Origin of the sequence: Streptomyces avidinii, assembly GCF_045161815.1 — a bacterium.
Classification (GTDB): Bacteria; Actinomycetota; Actinomycetes; order Streptomycetales; family Streptomycetaceae; genus Streptomyces; species Streptomyces avidinii.
The window spans coordinates 8,420,514-8,436,012 of record NZ_CP108863.1 but is presented as its reverse complement, the minus strand read 5'-3'; the positions used below and the strand labels follow the sequence as shown (position 1 = coordinate 8,436,012).

The 15,499-nt window shown below is 71.4% G+C and carries 18 protein-coding genes and 2 pseudogenes; 12 read left to right on the top strand and 8 right to left on the bottom strand.

The features are described from left to right. Window positions 1–34: 34 nt before the first annotated feature. On the bottom strand, window positions 35–1,264 hold the full coding sequence (locus OG373_RS38260; RefSeq protein ID WP_405443413.1) for a 4-hydroxybenzoate 3-monooxygenase: 1,230 nt from the start codon (window positions 1,262–1,264) through the stop codon (window positions 35–37). A 218-nt stretch (window positions 1,265–1,482) separates the two neighbouring features. After that, window positions 1,483–1,956, bottom strand: coding sequence for a hypothetical protein (locus tag OG373_RS38255; RefSeq protein ID WP_405444392.1), 474 nt, complete (start codon window positions 1,954–1,956; stop codon window positions 1,483–1,485). A gap of 57 nt (window positions 1,957–2,013) precedes the next feature. On the opposite strand from OG373_RS38255, the pseudogene OG373_RS38250 reads away from it, so the two are divergent. Both OG373_RS38250 and OG373_RS38245 read left to right on the top strand, forming a co-directional pair. After that, window positions 2,014–2,289 (top strand): annotated as a pseudogene (locus OG373_RS38250) (helix-turn-helix domain-containing protein); the annotation flags it as partial. Window positions 2,290–2,461: 172 nt separating this feature from the next. Beyond that, window positions 2,462–2,770, top strand: coding sequence for a zinc-ribbon domain-containing protein (locus OG373_RS38245; RefSeq protein ID WP_405443412.1), 309 nt, complete (start codon window positions 2,462–2,464; stop codon window positions 2,768–2,770). A 63-nt stretch (window positions 2,771–2,833) separates the two neighbouring features. Here OG373_RS38245 and OG373_RS38240 read toward each other — a convergent pair whose 3' ends face one another. After that, a complete protein-coding gene (locus tag OG373_RS38240) occupies window positions 2,834–3,157 on the bottom strand; it encodes a hypothetical protein (RefSeq protein WP_405443410.1) in 324 nt (107 codons plus the stop codon). A 269-nt stretch (window positions 3,158–3,426) separates the two neighbouring features. On the opposite strand from OG373_RS38240, the gene OG373_RS38235 reads away from it, so the two are divergent. The 6 genes from OG373_RS38235 to OG373_RS38210 all read left to right on the top strand — a co-directional run bounded on the left by OG373_RS38235 (window position 3,427) and on the right by OG373_RS38210 (window position 7,996). After that, complete coding sequence (locus tag OG373_RS38235; RefSeq protein WP_405443408.1) at window positions 3,427–4,002, top strand: hypothetical protein; 576 nt, start codon at window positions 3,427–3,429, stop codon at window positions 4,000–4,002. A 5-nt stretch (window positions 4,003–4,007) separates the two neighbouring features. Then, on the top strand, window positions 4,008–4,559 hold the full coding sequence (locus tag OG373_RS38230) for a hypothetical protein (protein WP_405443407.1): 552 nt from the start codon (window positions 4,008–4,010) through the stop codon (window positions 4,557–4,559). Between the two features lie 186 nt (window positions 4,560–4,745). Continuing rightward, a complete protein-coding gene (locus tag OG373_RS38225; RefSeq protein WP_397739248.1) occupies window positions 4,746–5,063 on the top strand; it encodes a hypothetical protein in 318 nt (105 codons plus the stop codon). A gap of 120 nt (window positions 5,064–5,183) precedes the next feature. After that, window positions 5,184–6,008, top strand: a complete 825-nt coding sequence (locus OG373_RS38220; protein ID WP_405443405.1) for a MerR family transcriptional regulator — start codon at window positions 5,184–5,186, stop codon at window positions 6,006–6,008. Window positions 6,009–6,127: 119 nt separating this feature from the next. After that, complete coding sequence (locus tag OG373_RS38215) at window positions 6,128–7,099, top strand: bile acid:sodium symporter (protein ID WP_405444353.1); 972 nt, start codon at window positions 6,128–6,130, stop codon at window positions 7,097–7,099. A gap of 111 nt (window positions 7,100–7,210) precedes the next feature. Next, entirely contained in the window at window positions 7,211–7,996 is a 786-nt protein-coding gene (locus OG373_RS38210) for a sulfite exporter TauE/SafE family protein (protein WP_405443403.1), read from the top strand. 76 nt (window positions 7,997–8,072) lie between these two features. Here OG373_RS38210 and OG373_RS38205 read toward each other — a convergent pair whose 3' ends face one another. Genes OG373_RS38205 through OG373_RS38190 form a run of 4 tightly spaced genes read right to left on the bottom strand, consistent with a single transcriptional unit; the run spans window position 8,073 to window position 10,210 of the window. Continuing rightward, entirely contained in the window at window positions 8,073–8,339 is a 267-nt protein-coding gene (locus OG373_RS38205) for a DUF4235 domain-containing protein (RefSeq protein ID WP_405443401.1), read from the bottom strand. After that, the gene (locus OG373_RS38200) at window positions 8,336–8,683 is read right to left on the bottom strand and encodes a DUF3618 domain-containing protein (RefSeq protein ID WP_397739242.1); all 348 of its coding nucleotides are present in this window, start codon (window positions 8,681–8,683) and stop codon (window positions 8,336–8,338) included. The genes OG373_RS38205 and OG373_RS38200 overlap by 4 nt, the downstream gene beginning before the upstream one ends. Further along, window positions 8,680–9,093, bottom strand: coding sequence for a phage holin family protein (locus OG373_RS38195; RefSeq protein WP_405444352.1), 414 nt, complete (start codon window positions 9,091–9,093; stop codon window positions 8,680–8,682). Before OG373_RS38195 ends, OG373_RS38200 begins: the two co-directional genes overlap by 4 nt. Further along, a complete protein-coding gene (locus tag OG373_RS38190) occupies window positions 9,080–10,210 on the bottom strand; it encodes a YihY/virulence factor BrkB family protein (RefSeq protein ID WP_405443399.1) in 1,131 nt (376 codons plus the stop codon). The genes OG373_RS38195 and OG373_RS38190 overlap by 14 nt, the downstream gene beginning before the upstream one ends. Window positions 10,211–10,547: 337 nt before the next feature. Here OG373_RS38190 and OG373_RS38185 point away from each other — a divergent pair. The 4 genes and pseudogenes from OG373_RS38185 to OG373_RS38170 form a co-directional block, all read left to right on the top strand. Further along, a pseudogene (locus tag OG373_RS38185) lies at window positions 10,548–11,984 on the top strand (catalase); the annotation flags it as partial. A gap of 102 nt (window positions 11,985–12,086) precedes the next feature. Next, window positions 12,087–13,172, top strand: coding sequence for an IS630 family transposase (locus tag OG373_RS38180; RefSeq protein WP_405442889.1), 1,086 nt, complete (start codon window positions 12,087–12,089; stop codon window positions 13,170–13,172). A 56-nt stretch (window positions 13,173–13,228) separates the two neighbouring features. Continuing rightward, on the top strand, window positions 13,229–14,062 hold the full coding sequence (locus OG373_RS38175; protein ID WP_405443397.1) for a catalase-related domain-containing protein: 834 nt from the start codon (window positions 13,229–13,231) through the stop codon (window positions 14,060–14,062). Window positions 14,063–14,163: 101 nt separating this feature from the next. After that, window positions 14,164–14,370: a hypothetical protein gene (locus tag OG373_RS38170; RefSeq protein ID WP_405443395.1), complete on the top strand. Its 207-nt coding sequence runs from the start codon at window positions 14,164–14,166 to the stop codon at window positions 14,368–14,370. A 534-nt stretch (window positions 14,371–14,904) separates the two neighbouring features. Here the strand turns inward: OG373_RS38170 and OG373_RS38165 are convergent. Beyond that, a complete protein-coding gene (locus OG373_RS38165) occupies window positions 14,905–15,369 on the bottom strand; it encodes a hypothetical protein (RefSeq protein ID WP_405443394.1) in 465 nt (154 codons plus the stop codon). Between the last annotated feature and the right edge of the window lie 130 nt (window positions 15,370–15,499).

Below are 15,499 nucleotides of genomic sequence, written 5' to 3'. Positions count from 1 at the left end.
AGGCGGTGGAGGCGGTGCAGAGGAGCCGCGGCGGTCACACGCCGACGTAGTTCTCCGCGAACCAGTCCTGGTGGATGCGCGAGGTGCGCAGCGAAGCGAGCCGGGAACGCTGCAGGGCGGCGTGGAAGAACGATCCGCCATCGTGATCCCGGTCGGGGGTCGCGTGCAGGAGCCGGGTCATCCACCCGGTGAACTCCTGCGCCCGCCAGATGTGCGCCAGGCACTGGTCCGAGTACCTGTCGAGTCCCGCGGTGTCGCTCCGGGTGAGGGCGCCGGTGAGGGCTTCGGCCAGGATCTCGGCTTCCAGGACTGCGAGGTTGGCGCCCTTCGCGGCGGCCGGGGCGAGCAGACTCGCCGCGTCGCCCGCCAGGAAGAGCGAGCCGTGACGCAGCGGTTCGATGACGTCGCAGGTCAGGTCGAAGACCCCGCGTTCCATGAGTCTGCCGCGTCGCAGCGGGCCGTGGTCCGCGGCGCGCATCCGGACGTCGAGCTCGTCCCAGATCCGCTGCTCGGGCCAGGCGTCGGCGGGTGTGCCGCGCTGCCACTGGAGGTAGTAGCGGGTGACGTCCGGCGTGCGGGCCATGTGTCCTGCGAAACCGCGGTCGTGGATGGCGTAGCCGACGGCGTCGAGACTCGGCGGGGCCTCGGCCAGCAGGCCGAGCCAGGTCACGCCGTGGTCGTGGTGGTGGCGGCGGACGGTTCCCGGCGGCAGTGAGCGGCGGGCCGCCCCGTACCGGCCGTCGCAGCCGGCGACGTACCGGGCGGTCCACCGGGTGGGGCGGCCGTCGGGCTCGCGCGCCGTGACGGACGGCTGGGTTCCGTCGGCGACGGCGTCGGCGTCACTCACGACGAGTGCCTCGGTGTGGAAGTGGATGCGTCCGCCGAGGCCGAGGTAGTGCGTCAGGAGGTCCGTGACCAGCTTCTGCTGCGGGTAGACGTGATGCTGCTCGCCCTGGCCGAGGGCGCCGTAGTCGAGGCGTAACCGGCCGTCCGCCGTGCGGAATTCGCATGTGCCGTGGCGGCGGCCGTGCCGGTGCAGGCCGTCGGCGAGGCCGTGGCGGTCCAGGATGCGCACGGTGTTGGGGGCGAGGAAGCCGGCGCGGGCTCGGGTCTGAACGTGGGTGCGGGAGGCTCGTTCCAGGATCACGCAGTCGATCCCGGCGGTGTGGAGCAGGATTCCGAGGACGAGTCCGGCGGGACCGGCGCCGAGGACGACCACGTCGGCTGAATTACGTAACGTGCGGGAGTTCTGACTTTCCGTCATAGCGGGTGAAGCATAAGCACGCGAAGATCCACGTACCTACGCAAGCCATCCTTAGGTGGGAATAGAGTGACAATCTCCCTGGGTGTTCGGGCCCCGCGACGGCAGGGCCGGGACCGGCTTCCGCGGCCGGTCGGTGGTGCGCGCCGGGCGTGCGGGAGCGGGCGCACTCTCCCGCATTTGCCCCGGCGCGCGGCCGGACGCCGGCGGGCCGCGCTCGCTCAGCGCCCGACCCGTACGGCGGTCGGTCCCGCGCCGTTGTGCGTGGGGGCGGCCCGGTGCAGGGTGCGGATCGCCGGGATCGCGAACAGCGCCGCACAGCCCACCAGGCAGGCACCCGCCGACACGAGCAGCAGCCGGCTCGGGGAGGCCAGTGCGGTGGCCAGTCCCGCCAGTATCTGGCCGAGTGCGATCCCCGAGACCGAGCCGGCCAGCTCGTACGCCGTAACCCGGTTGAGCACACCCGGCGGGGTGTGGGTCTGCACGCTCGTCGCCCACATCACCGACCAGAACGCGATGGCGGCGCCGCCGAGAACGTGCCCCGCCAGCAGCAGCGGCAGGTCGGCGCCCAGCGCGACGCAGAGCGGCAGCGTCGTGTAGAGCGCCATCGCCACGGTACCGGCGGCCAGCGGGATGGCCAGCAGTCCGCCCAGTACCGTCCCGGCGCCGAGGCAGGAGACGGCCAGGCCGTACACGTTCGGGCCGAGCCGGGCACCGACCAGCGCGGAGCCGAGCGGTACGACCAGCCCGTCAGCGTAGCCGAGATGGCGATCCGCTCGCAGGTCTCGGCCCGCACGCTGACCCGGCGCTTCACCGAGCAGCTGGGCATCAGTCCCGGGCGCTGGCTGCTCGACCGCAGGATCGCCGCCACCCGGGCGCTGCTGGAGGAGACGGACCTGCCCGTGGAGACCATCGCGCGCAGGGTCGGCCTCTCCTCGGCGGTCAATCTGCGCCGCCGCTTCCACGAGGCCCTGCGCACCACGCCCGCCGCCTACCGGCGCGCCTTCCGCTCGGACAAGGCCGGGTGACCAGAACCGGGACAGGACCCCGCCGTGCAAGGCGGTCGGGGGCTCATCCGCGTACGAGTCGGGGCTCCTGGGCGGCGCCGCCAGGGGCCCTCTGGGAAAATGTGAGAGAGCATCTCGGTCAGCGTCCGTCTCCCGCCCGGCGGTGGGCAGTGAGCCCAGAAGGGCCGAACTGATGATCATCTTTGGCACCAAGGTATACCTGTACCGGCTCGCGATCCTCACACTGGTGTGCCGTCACTGCGGCTACTCCGCCGCGCACACGCTCACGAAGCGCGTCACCAAGTTCACGCTGTTCTTCGTGCCGTTGTTCCCCGTCTCGACGGGGTATGCGACCCAGTGCACGTTCTGTGGCATGCAGCAGGAGGTGGCCAAGGACTGGGCCGAGCAATCACAGGCACAATCCGCAGCCGCTCCCGACGGTGAGGCGTACGGTCAGCCGCAGCCGCAGCCGCAGCAGCCGTACCGGCACCCCGGAGCCTGATCGGTCGCCCTCGAAGGCATCGAGCGGCTCACGAGCGGAGTGTCTCCCTCCTGCCCGTGCGGCTCACCCTTCCCGCACCGCGGTCCCTCGGTCCAGGACCGCCGAGACCGCGACCACGAGCCTTTCTCCCGCGCGGTCGACGCTGCCGTTCTGCGCGCTGATCTGGGCACCTTCCAGGAGGAAGGTGATCTCTGCGGAGACGTCATCGGGTGCGGGCGCGCCGGCCCGCTCGCACATGGCCGTGAGGCGACGCCGTTGATCGGCCTTGTGGTTCTCGATCAGCCGACGGGCCGGATGACCGGGGTCGGGCAGGCCGGCGATCGAGTTCACGAAGGGACAGCCCCTCCGGGCGATGTCCGGCAGCCCTTCGGCGATGAAACGTGCCACGCCGAGCACCTGGGCCCGTCCCTCGTCCGAGTGCTCGCTCGTTCGCCGCGGGCTACGGACGCGAGGACGTGCTGTTCCGGCTCGCCGCGCAACTGGAGAAGGCCGCGCCCTGGGCGGAGCGCAAGCCGGCCGTATGGGCGGGTGCCACCCGGTCCGCATGATCCCGTAGCGGGGGCGCACCGGCCGAACCGGCAGAGGGCCCGGTTCGTCCGGGTGACGCCGGCGGGGTGAAACGATTCGGCCCGGAACCCGCGCCCTACCGTGTCGGCATGAAGCAGTTACGGACGGTGCTCACGGTCGTCGTGCTGGTCGCCGGGCCGACGGCGGCTGCACCTCCACCGGCTCGGGACCGTCCCTCCGTTCCGGCCGCCGCGGCCTACGCCGCGTGCTGGACGAAGTACTCCGGTGGCCGGGCCACCGACTCCCGCGGCAACTCCTCCGTCGACGGCAGAGAGCTCACGTACGACGACGCGACGAGCCTTGACGACGCCCTGTCGCACGCAGTGCGGTCCTGGAGCCTGGGCACCATCAGCATCCGCAAGGACGGGGCGACGAGCTACGCCGACGTCGAGTTCAAGGACACGAACCGAACGGACGGCCAGTGGCGCGACCTGTACGGGTACTGGGAGCACGGGCCGGGCACCGACGTGATCTGGCTGAACCTGGCGAACCTGACGACGACCGAGGCCAGGCGGAAGACGGCGGCGCACGAGCTGGGCCACGCCCTCGGCTTCTGCCACAAGGACCCGTCGAAGTACGCCACGGTGATGGCACCGCACACCGGCGACATGGCGTCGGCGCCGACCACCCAGGACAAGAAGAACTACGCACTGCTGTGGGGATGATGACCGTGAAGAAGAAGACGTGGGCGCTGGCCGGTGCCACGCTCGTCCTTACCGCCGTCGCACTGGGCGCCGCGAAGGTCGCACTGGAGCCGGGCCTGCCCCCGACCTCCTCGGCGGACGTCGGCTACCGGGCCACCGACGACCGCGAGGTGGCCGGCCACGCCGACGAGCTGGTGTGGGCGCGAATCACCGGCAGCAGCGAGCACGCCCCGCTCTTCGGAGGCGGGCCGGTCCGGGTCGACTACCGGGCCCAGGTGCAGAAGGCGTTCAAGGGAACGCCGCCGGCCACAGTGACGGTGAGCGTCGTGTACGCGGACGGCGACAGCACTCGGATGGCCGAGGGCCGCTCGTACGTGATCGCGGTGGCACGCGGCGCGCAGGAGGGGGAGAAGGAGGAGCGCTGGATGCTGCCGGGGAGCGTCCACGTGGACACACCGTCGCTGGACGACGCCGAGGACTCCCGGCAGGGCGAGCACAATGCCTCCCTGCGCGAAGCAGCCCCGGCGGACCAGGGCGACCGCTGGACCCGGGCGGTGGCTCGGCAGAGCGGCCGCTGACCGGGTACGCGGTACGGCGGCCCGCCGGCATGCCGTTGACGCGGGTCGGGCGGGCGTCGGAGCTCGCGGCGGCCGACGTGCGCGGCGGGCCACGAGCAAACGGTGCAGGAAATGTGCCTTCGGCCAAACGTCGGTATGGGACGCGGGGCGCGAGTGTCACCGCGATGTCGGGGCATCTGTGTCCCTATGACCATTTACGTCGTCACTCTCCCCGGTACCCTCCTCACCGAGCTGACGCCCGAGGCACGCACGGAACTCACCCGCGCGCTGCGCGGATCGGACCCGCGCGAGACGGACCTGGGAGTGGCCGAGGACCTGGACCTCCTCACCCTCTACCCGGAGTCGTCGGCCTTCAGCCTGCGCCTCGAGGTCGAGGCCGCCGATACCGCAACCGCTGAGGCCCGAGCGCGAGACCTGGCCACGGCGGCCCTCCGCTCCGTCGGCCTGACGGCGGAGGCCGCCCCGCTCGGGGACCCGGTGATCACCGGAATCGCCGGGCCGTGACGGACGGGGCCAGGCGTGCCCGTGGTGTCTTCCCCGGGCGACCTCGTGCCGTAGATGAAGCCGGTGCCTCGGGGACGCGGTCTTGACCTTCGAGTCGGGTTGAAGGTTTAGCGTCGAGGTATGGCGACCTACCGGATCTCGCAGCTGGCCGAGCGCTCCGGCGTTCCGGCCACGACGCTGCGCTTCTACGAAAGTGCCGGGCTGCTGCCCGCCGAGCGGACCGCTTCCGGGTACCGCGTCTACGGCGAGGATGCGGTCGAGCGCCTCGCGTTCATTTCCTCTGCGAAGCTCCTGGGCCTGGCGCTGGAGGAGATCCGCGACCTCCTGGAGGTCCGCGAGGAGGGCGTCTGCTCTTCGGTGCGGGCCCGGATACTGCCGCTGGTCGCCGCCCGGCTCAGGGACACCGACATCAGGGTCGCCGAGTTGCGCGCGTTCTCCGAGCGTCTCTCCGGCGTCCGCGCCGCCCTGTCCGGGCCCGCGCCGGAGGGTGCCTGTGGCCCGGAATGCGGCTGCGGACCCGCCGCAGCGCCAGCGGCCGGTGCGGCGCCGGTGGCCCGTGCGGAGCCGGTGGCCCGTGCGGAGCCGGTGGCACTCCCGCCCGGGGACCGGGAGGCGTCGCGGGCCGCCCCGGTCGCCTGCACCCTGGACGCCGCCGAGCTGGGCCGGCGCACCGGACAGTGGCGCGCCCTGCTCGCGCTCGCCGTCCGGCGTGAGGACATCGAGGACGGGCTGCGCCTGCACTTCCCGCCGGACGCCGCGCTCGCCGGCCGGATCGCGGCGCTGGCCGCCGCAGAACAGGGCTGCTGCGCGTTCTTCGGCTTCACCCTGCACCTGACCCCTGCCGCCCTCCGGCTGGACGTCAGCGCGCCCGAGAGCGCCGCCGGGATGCCGGCCGGCCTGTTCGGAACGCCCGCATCCTCGCCGGTGGCCGGTCCGGTGGCGTGACCGGTGAGCGTGAGCCACCTGTGAGGATGAGCCAGTGGCCGCCGCACCGGTGGCCCGGGCGTGAGTACGAGGGAGCGGTCAGGGTGTCGCAGCAGGGACCGCACGGCCCGGTCGAGCGGATGGAACACCACCAGGTCGCGATCTACCTCGCGGCGCTGACTGCCGGAGGTCTCCTGGGCCGGCTGGCCCCGGGCGTCGGCTCCGGGCTGGAGCACGCCATCAACCCGGTCCTCGGCGCGCTGCTGTTCGTCACCTTCCTCCAGGTCCCCGCCGCCGAGCTGCTGCGCTCACTGCGCGACGGCCGCTTCCTGGCGGCGGCCCTGGTGGTGAACTTCGTGGTGGTGCCGCTGGTCGTCGCCGCCATGTTCACGTTCCTGCCGGCCGATCAGGCCGTGCGCGTCGGGGTGCTGCTGGTTCTGTTGTGCCCGTGCGTCGACTACGTGATCGTCTTCTGCGGCCTGGCCGGCGGCTCCAGCCGCCGTCTGCTGGCCGCCACCCCGCTCCTGCTGGTCGCGCAGATGCTGCTCCTGCCGGGGTTCCTCTACCTGTTCATGGGCTCCGACCTGGCCGATATCGTCGAGGCCGGCCCGTTCGTGGAGGCCTTCGCCGTCCTGATCGTCATTCCGCTGGCGCTGGCCTGGGCACTGCAGGCGTGGGCAGCGCGCCGCCCGGCCGGGCAGAAGGTGGCTGACGCCGCGACGACGACGATGGTCCCGCTCATGGCCGCGACCTTGCTGACCGTCGTCGCCTCGCAGATTCCCGAGCTGGACGACAGCCTCACCGACGTCGCCGCGGTCATCCCCTGCTACGCCGTCTTCCTGATCGTGATGCCCTTCGCCGGGAAGGCCGTCGCCCGGCTGTTCCGACTCGATGTCCCCGGCAGCCGGGCGGTCGTCTTCACCGGCGCCACCCGCAACTCCCTCGTCGTCCTGCCCCTCGCCCTGGCGCTGCCCGCCCCGTACGCCGTCGCCGCCGTGGTCGTGGTCACCCAGACGCTCGTCGAGGTCATCGGCATGGTCGTCTACGTCCGCGCGGTGCCCCGTCTCATCCCCGGGGCGACACCGGTGAGGTCCGACTCCGCCGCCCACTGACCGCCCGCAGAGACCGCAGAGAGCGCAGGAGTCGCAGAGGCTGCAGGGGTCGAGACGGGCCGGCGTGTCGATCGCCGATACTGATCAGATGATCTGTGCGGCGGTCACACGGTGAACTGGACTTCCGGCCTCATGGGCTTCGCCGCCGGGCTGGTCATTTCCGTGGTGACCGCCCCCGCCGGGGTCTCCGGAGCGGTGTTCCTGCTGCCCGTACAGGTCAGCGTCCTGGGGGTGCCCTCCCCCGCGGTCACGCCGACGAACCTGCTCTACAACGTCGTCGCCGGACCCGGCGCGCTCCTGCGCCACGCCCGCGCCGGCCGGCTCGGTGGGCCGCTGACCCGCCTGTTGCTGGCCGGGACCGTTCCCGGAGTCGTCCTCGGCGCCCTCATCCGCGTATTCGCCGTCCCCGGCCCGGCCGTCTTCCGCCTCCTGATCGCCGTGTTCCTGCTGCCGCTGGGCCTGTGGCTGTCCTGGCGCACCCTGCGGCCGCCCCGCGCAGAGCGGCCGGTACGGCACCTGTCCGCGCGGTCGACCGGCGGTCTGGCCCTGGTGGTCGGGACCATCGGCGGGATCTACGGCATCGGCGGCGGTTCCCTCCTCGGACCGATCCTCGCCGGGCGCGGTATGCCCGTCGCCCAGGTCGCCCCGGCCGCGCTCGCCTCCACCTTCGTCACCTCGGTCGTCGGCGCGATCACGTACGCCCTCCTGTCGCTGACCGCCGAGGGATCGATCGCGCCCGACTGGCCGCTCGGAATCGCCTGCGGGCTCGGCGGACTCGTCGGCGGCTACCTCGGCGCGCATCTCCAGCCCCGCCTTCCCGAGACCTTCCTGCGCCTCCTCCTCGGCAGCCTCGCCACCGCCATCGGCGCCCTCTACGCCGTCCAGACCCTCACCTGACCTGTGCCGTCCCTCGCCCGGCCGGTCAGCCGGTCACCGGTCACCGGTCACCGGTCACCGGTCAGCGGGTCACCGGTCAGCCGGGCCAGGTGCCCGTGACGTGCCGCGTGGCGACCGCTCCGGAGCGGTCGACGGCGGCCTTGACGACCGCGAAGATCGCGCCCTGGAGAGCCGCGGCCATCAGGATCTCGCGCCAGGAGCGGTCCTCGTCGGTTGCGTCAGGAGCGTCGTCCGCCCCTTCGACCAGTCTCCAGACCTGCTTGAACACCAGAGCGGCCAGCGCGCCGCCGACGGCGCCCAGTGCCAGCCCGACCGGCTTGTAGGCGATCGCCGACGCCTTCACTTGTGCCCCCTGGTGTGGCGTACCTGCCGTACCAGCAGGAATACGATGACGGCGGCGGCGCCGACGGCGACCAGTGCGGTGGTCCGGTTGTCCCGGGCCGCGGCCCGAGCCGCAGGGGTCCTGTCGGACGCCAGGTGCGCCGCGTGTTCGACCCGGTCCCGGATCTGTCCGGTGACCAGGGCGGCCTTCTCCGCGGCCTGGGCCTTGACCGCCGCCGTCTTCTCCCGGGCCTGCGCCTTGACGTCGGCCTTGGCGGCCAGGGCCTCGACGGTCCGGCCGAGTTCGTCGCGGGTGTGCTCGATGTGTTCCCGCAGTGTCTCCGGAGTGGGTTCGTCGCTGCTCATCGGTGTGCCTTCTCCCTGATTGCGGCCACATCGGCCTTGAGGCTGTCCATCGCCTGCTCGGGCGCCGGCGTACCGGCCTTCGCGATCTGCTTCCTGCCTGCCATCGCCACCACGGCGGCGGTCACGGCGAGCACAGCGGTGACGATCAGGGCCGAGGCCCAGACCGGGAGCACCAGAGCCAGCGCGGCGATGCCCGCCACCACCAGGGCCTGGGCCGCGAGGACGCCGAGGAGTCCGGCGCCGCCGAACAGGCCGCCGCCCGTCCCGAACCGTTTCCCCTTCTGCGTCATCTCCACCCGCGCGAGCTGCATCTCCTGGCGCACCAGCTCCGAGATCTGCTGGGACGCCCGCGATACCAGCACGCCCACCGAATCGTCGGTGGCACGGTACGTCCGTTCACTCGTTTCCACGATCGTGCCCACGATGTTCCACCTCGTCCTCACGTCGGTCGGATGCGCCCCGCTCCCGGCCGCCGGGCCGGACCGGGGATCCCTCCATACGGCGACGGTCCTCGTCGCTCCATGCCCTGGTGTCGCGGGGCTGCACGTACGGCTCCTCGTGCTCGGGCAGGCCGCCCGCGATCGCCCGTTGGCGGGTCATCTCCGCGTCGAACTCCAGACCGAGGAGGATGGCGAGGTTGGTGATCCACAGCCACACCAGGAAAACGATCACGCCCGCGACCGTGCCGTACGTCTTGTTGTAGGAGGCGAAGTTCGCGACGTAGACGGCGAAGCCGGCCGAGGCGATCATCCAGATCAGCAGGGCCAGGAAGCTCCCGGGGGTGACCCACCTGAAGCCCCGGCCCTTGGCGTTCGGCGCGGCCCGGTACAGCAGCGCGATCATGGTCGTGACGAGCAGCACCAGGACGGGCCACTTCGCGATCGACCACGCGGTGAGCGCGCCGTCACCCATGCCGAGTGCCTCGCCCGCCCGCCGGGCCAGCCCGCCGGTGAAGACCACGATCAGTGCGCTCGCGCAGGCGAGGAGCATGAGCGCGACGGTCAGGGCCAGGCGGAGCGGAAGGATCCGCCACACCGACCGGCCTTCGGGGACGTCGTAGACGGCGTTCGAGGCACGGATGAACGCCGCGACGTAGCCGGACGCGGACCACAGAGCGACGACCAGGCCGACTACCGCGACCAGCGATCCGATACCGCTGCGACCCTGCAGCTGCATGACGGCGTCGCTGATGACGTCCCGGACCGAGCCGGGCGCCAGCCTCCGCAGATTGTCCAGCACTCGCTGCGTCGTCGACTCGCCCGCGATGCCCAGCAGGGACACGAGGACCAGGAGGGCGGGGAAGAGTGCCAACACCCCGTAGTAGGTCAGTGCCGCTGCGCGGTCGGCCAACTCGTCGTTCCTGAACTCTGTCACCGTGCCGCGCAGCACGGCTCGCCACGATCGTTTCGGCAGGTCGGTGGGCCGGTCGGGGGTGTGTTCGCGCACTTGGTCGTCGGGACCGGCATCGGCGTTCACACCGGTGTCCGGACGCTCGCCTTCAGCCGTCGGCATCGGGATGCGTTTCATATCCTGCGGCTTTCCGTCTCGGCGGCACTCATGCCCGTATCTCGGGTCCAACCTGTCGGATGTGTCCGGGCGCGGACTCGGAGTGGGCCCGCGCCCGCTGAGGGGCCCTGTATGGCGCGTGCCCCCGGTGGCGCACGGGATGCGTGGGGGATCCGCATTTTTCGCGCGGTGCCCCGGCGCCGTAGGACTCGGCCGTGACAGGAAGCTCGCGACGCTGCGGGTTGATCGGGACATATCGGGTAGCCGGTGATCGAGGCCCGCGGTGTGCGGCTCCGGCCCCCGATACCGCCGGGCCGACGCCAGCCCCGACCCGACCCCGACCAGTGGAGGGAGCATCATGGCTCCGAAGAAGGCGACGACGGCGAAGGCGGCAAAGCCGAAGAAGGCGACGTCCGGCAGAGCCGCCACCACCGCTTCTGCGGCGACCCGCCGGGCGGCCCGGGACCAGGACGTGCCCCCGGGGACGCCCTCTTCGCAGCCGCCCGCACCCTCCGAGCCCGTGGACCCGCGGGAGCCGCTGCCGCCCAAGGCCGACCAGCGTGGGCCGGACCCCCTGAGCCCCACCGGCCGGGCCACCGGGGCGTCCGCGGCCTCCGTCGCCCAGGCGGGCCCGTACCTGACGACCGCGCAGGGCGCCAGGCTCTACGACAGCGACCACTCCCTCAAGGCCGGAGCCCGTGGCCCCGTCCTCGTCCAGGACCACCACCTGCGGGAGAAGATCACCCACTTCGACCACGAGCGGATCCCCGAGCGTGTGGTTCACGCCCGCGGCGCGGCCGCTCACGGTGTCTTCACCGGGTACGGAACGGCAGCGAAGGTCACCAGGGCGGCCTTCCTCGCGAAAGGCGTCGAGACTCCGGTCTTTGTACGCTTCTCGACCGTGCTCGGATCCCGCGGGTCGGCCGACAGCGTGCGGGACACCCGCGGCTTCGCGACGAAGTTCTACACCGCCGAGGGCACCTTCGACCTGGTGGGCAACAACATCCCGGTCTTCTTCATCCAGGACGCGGTCAAGTTCCCCGACGTCATCCACGCGGGGAAGCCGCATCCGGACCGTGAGGTCCCACAGGCCCAGAGCGCGCACGACACGTTCTGGGACTTCGTGTCCCTGCACACGGAAGCAACCCACCACACCCTCTGGAACATGTCCGACCGCGGCATCCCCCGCTCCTACCGGATGATGGAGGGATTCGGCGTCCACACCTTCCGGCTGGTCGACGCCAAGGGCGCCTCGACGCTCGTGAAGTTCCACTGGAAGCCACGGCTCGGCGTGCACTCCCTGGTGTGGGAGGAAGCCCAGATCACGGCCGGCATGGACCCGGACTTCCACCGGCGCGACCTCGCCGACGCGATCGAGGCCGGCGCCTTCCCCCAGTGGGAACTGGGCATCCAGACGTTTCCCGACACTCCGGACCAGACGTTCGAGGGCATCGATCTGCTCGACCCGACGAAGATCGTCCCCGAGGAGCTGGCCGCCGTGCAGCCGATCGGTCTGATGACGTTGAACGCCAACCCGCAGAACTATTTCGCCGAGACCGAGCAGGTGGCCTTCCACCCCGGTCATCTGGTTCCCGGCATCGACGTCACCGACGACCCGCTGCTGGCCGGACGGCTCTTCTCCTACCTGGACACCCAGATCAGCCGGCTCGGCGGACCCAACTTCGGGCAGATTCCGGTGAACCGGCCCCACGCCCCCGTCAACGACATGCTCCGCGACGGCATGCACCAGACCGCCGTGCACGCGGGTGTCGCCCCCTACCGCCCCAACAGCCTAGTGATCTGGTTTTGAGGTCGGGGCTCGCCTCGTGAGTCGTGTTCTGTTTCAGATCTTGGGGTTCGCCTGACGTGGCTGGCTTTGTGCCGCTCTGCTGAATGGATGGGTGACACCAGGTTGCCGCCGGTCGTGCTGTCGGATACCGAGCGGTCGACGTTGGAGGACTGGGCCAGGCGGCGTTCGACCGCGCAGGGTCTGGCTCAGCGTGCGCAGATCGTGCTGGCGTGCGCGCGGGGATGGAACAACACGATGGTGGCCGCGCGGCTGGGCATCGAGCGCAAGACGGCGGCCAGATGGAGGACTCGGTTCCTGCGGGACCGCCTCGACGGGCTGGCCGACGAGCCGCGGCCCGGGGTGCCACGGACCATCACCGATGCCCAGGTGGAAGAGGTGGTGGTCCGCACTCTCGAGGAGGTGCCCGCGGGCGGGACGCACTGGTCGAAGCGGGAGCTGGCCAAGGTGGTGGGGATCTCGCCGGCGAGCGTGCTGAGGATCTGGCACGCCTTCGGCCTGCAGCCGTGGCGGACGGAGACCTTCAAGATCTCTCCGGACCCGTTCCTGATCGACAAGATCCGTGACGTCGTCGGTCTCTACCTCGCCCCGCCTGCCAACGCGGCTGTGTTCGCGGTGGACGAGAAACCGCAGATCCAAGCTCTGGAACGAACCGCGCCGGTGTTGCCGATGCTGCCCGGGGTGCCCGAGCGGCGGAGTTTTGACTACGTCCGGCACGGGACCGTCAATCTGTTCGCAGCATTTAACACGGCGACGGGCAAGGTGATCACGAAGCTGTCCGCGCAGCACCGGGCCGTGGACTTCCGTGACTTCCTCGACGAGATCGACCGCCAGACCGATCCCGGTCTGGCGGTCCACGTGATCTGCGACAACCTCTCCGCCCACAAAGCGCCTGTGGTGCACAAGTGGCTGCTGGCGCATCCCCGCTTCCACCTGCACTTCACGCCTACGTACTCGTCATGGATCAACCAGGTCGAGCGGTGGTTCGCCGAGCTGGAACGGCGCTGCCTCGCACGCGGAGTGTTCTGTTCCCTCGACGACCTCAAGGCCGGTCTTGAGAGCTGGATCAAGGTCTGGAACGACGAGGCCCGGCCCTTCAAGTGGACCAAGACCGCCGACCAAATCCTCGACCGCATCTGCCGCTACTGCGACAGGATCTCAAAACCAGTTCACTAGACGGCGGCTGCCCGTTCCTGGCGGGCGCGGATACGGCCGCGTTCGTGGAGGTGCCGGTGGAACTCCCCGCCGCGCACAAGGAACGGGCCGCGCCGGAGTCCTTCGACGACCACTTCGGCCAGCCCCGCCGGTTCTGGCTCAGCATGACCCCTGTGGAACGCGAACACATCGTCGCGGCCTACACCTTCGAGTTGTCCAAGTGCTACGAGCAGACCATCAGGGAACGCGTGCTCACCGTTCTCGCCAACATCGACTCCGAACTCTGCGAACAGGTGGCCGCCGGCCTCGGCCTGCCCGCCCCCGCCGCTACGGAGCCCCTCGCGCGCGTCGAGCCCAGTGCTGCCCTGTCGCAGATCGGGGGGACCTGGCCGCTGGACGGTCGGGTCGTCGGCATCGTCGCGGGGCCGGACAGCGACGTGAAGGGCGTCGCCGCCGCGCGGAAGGCCGTACTCGCGGCCGGGATGACGCCGCTGGTGATCGCCCCGACCGGCGGCTCCCTCGGCACGGGCAAGGCGGCCGTGGCCGTACAGCGGACGTTCGCGACCGCGCGGTCCACGGAGTTCGACGCCCTGCTCCTCGCCGGCGCGCCCGGACCCGCGGCCGACGCCGACGGGGCCCGTGACGCCAAGTCGGGGCGGGGCAAGGGCGGTCGGAGCAAGGCCGCACGACGCCCCGCCACCGACCCGCGGCTGCTCCTGCTGGTGTCGGAGATGTTCCGGCACGCCAAGGCCATCGGCGGCTGGGACGGAGCGGCGGCCGTGCTCGACGAGGCGGGCGTCCCGACCGACGCCCCCGGCGTCGTCGACGCGGCGAACCCGGCCTCCGCCGCGAAGTCGCTGGCGGCACTGCTCGCCGAGCACCGGGTGTGGGACCGGTTCCCCGCCAAGTAGCTACGCAGGGACGCAGGAACGGACGACAGGACCACGCACGGCCTTCGCATCACACGCGTCCCGCGACGACGGCGAGGACGTCGGACGAAAGGAAGCAGCCGATGAACGAGCCGGAACCCCGCAAGCCGACCCCGCCCTCCGAGGCACCGGGCGAAAGCGGCGACCGCGCGGCCCGAAAGGAGGCCGAGGACGCGATGATCCCCGGCACGGGCGACAGCGAGCCGGGCGACGCGCGCCGCTCCCGTACCGAGGCCGAGCGCCGCTCGGCCGGCCGACGGGGCAGGCACGGAGAGCCCGGCAAGCACTGAGCGGCACCCTGCTCGGGCCAGGAGCCGGGCGCGGCCCATCCGTACGCACCCAGCGCCCCGTTCCGCTGCTCCGCGCCGCGTCGGGCCGCCGCAGCCACCACCAGCGGACGGGGTACCGGGCTGCTCCCCGGCGTACGCGGGACGCGGCGTAACCGCCGAGAACAAGCAGGGCGACGGTGACCGCGCCTGCGCCCGGGAAAGCCGCGGCCACGGCGTGCCGGGCGGAGTACAGGCGCCCGCGCCGCCCCGGGAGCGGTGCGTCGTCGCGAGGCGCCCCGGGGCCCGGCACGGGCCGGCGGGGCAGCACGGAGTCAGCTTTCACGAGGGCGGCTCCTGGCACGGCGGCGCACGGGACGATCGGCGGAGCGACGGGAGGGCCGCACCGTCAGCCACCCTGCACCGCTGATCTGTCACCGGCCTACAACGGCCCGGGCCTCCGCCCCCGGAGGGAACTGCCCCGCGCCGGGCGTGGACTCAGGGGCCGCCGGTCGCCGGGCCGCGCGGCCCGGCGCACACGACGGGGTCCTTCAGGGGTCAGAACCTCTCGACCTCCTTGCCGTCCGGGACCTGGTAGCAGCCGGAGACGACGGTCAGGCTCAGCTTCGGCGGGTCGTTCTTCTTCATCTGGACGATGCTGACGCTGTACTTCTTCTCGCTGTTGTCGGCGGTCAGGTTGAGGTTCTTGGCCTGGCTCGTGTCGGGCTCGTACCGGACGACCTTCCAGCCGTGCTGGGGGAGTTCGCTCTTCAGCCTCTCCATCGCCTCGTCGAGCTGGTCGGCCGAGGCGGGGTAGAAGCTCCACGGGTGGAAGACCTGGAAGTACTTGGCCGGGTCCTTGCCCTCGCACTCCGTGACGCCGGAACGGCTCTCGGATGCCTTCCCCTTCACCCCGAGCAGGTCGTACAGCTCGCTCGACACCTTCTCCACCGCGTCGGCGGCATCGCGCGAGGTGCTGGTGCCCACGACGGGGATCGCGTCCGGGTCTGCGGAGTCGTTCATGCTGCATCCAGTCAAGGTGGTGAGGGCGAGGGAAGGAAGGAGCAGGAGCGCCGTGGCGCCCGGTTTGATCTTCAAAACGGGGTCTCAATCGTCGTTCGGACCAGTCTGACCGGTCGGACCGGTCGGACCT

What these genes read in the sequence shown, in the direction of transcription:
- OG373_RS38260 (WP_405443413.1), bottom strand. Translation starts at nt 1,264, where the DNA reads ATGACGGAAAGTCAGAACTCCCGCACGTTACGTAATTCAGCCGACGTG.
- OG373_RS38245 (WP_405443412.1), top strand. Translation starts at nt 2,462, where the DNA reads ATGATCATCTTTGGCACCAAGGTATACCTGTACCGGCTCGCGATCCTC.
- OG373_RS38235 (WP_405443408.1), top strand. Translation starts at nt 3,427, where the DNA reads ATGAAGCAGTTACGGACGGTGCTCACGGTCGTCGTGCTGGTCGCCGGG.
- OG373_RS38225 (WP_397739248.1), top strand. Translation starts at nt 4,746, where the DNA reads ATGACCATTTACGTCGTCACTCTCCCCGGTACCCTCCTCACCGAGCTG.
- OG373_RS38220 (WP_405443405.1), top strand. Translation starts at nt 5,184, where the DNA reads ATGGCGACCTACCGGATCTCGCAGCTGGCCGAGCGCTCCGGCGTTCCG.
- OG373_RS38215 (WP_405444353.1), top strand. Translation starts at nt 6,128, where the DNA reads ATGGAACACCACCAGGTCGCGATCTACCTCGCGGCGCTGACTGCCGGA.
- OG373_RS38200 (WP_397739242.1), bottom strand. Translation starts at nt 8,683, where the DNA reads ATGAGCAGCGACGAACCCACTCCGGAGACACTGCGGGAACACATCGAG.
- OG373_RS38190 (WP_405443399.1), bottom strand. Translation starts at nt 10,210, where the DNA reads ATGAAACGCATCCCGATGCCGACGGCTGAAGGCGAGCGTCCGGACACC.
- OG373_RS38180 (WP_405442889.1), top strand. Translation starts at nt 12,087, where the DNA reads ATGGGTGACACCAGGTTGCCGCCGGTCGTGCTGTCGGATACCGAGCGG.
- OG373_RS38170 (WP_405443395.1), top strand. Translation starts at nt 14,164, where the DNA reads ATGAACGAGCCGGAACCCCGCAAGCCGACCCCGCCCTCCGAGGCACCG.
- OG373_RS38165 (WP_405443394.1), bottom strand. Translation starts at nt 15,369, where the DNA reads ATGAACGACTCCGCAGACCCGGACGCGATCCCCGTCGTGGGCACCAGC.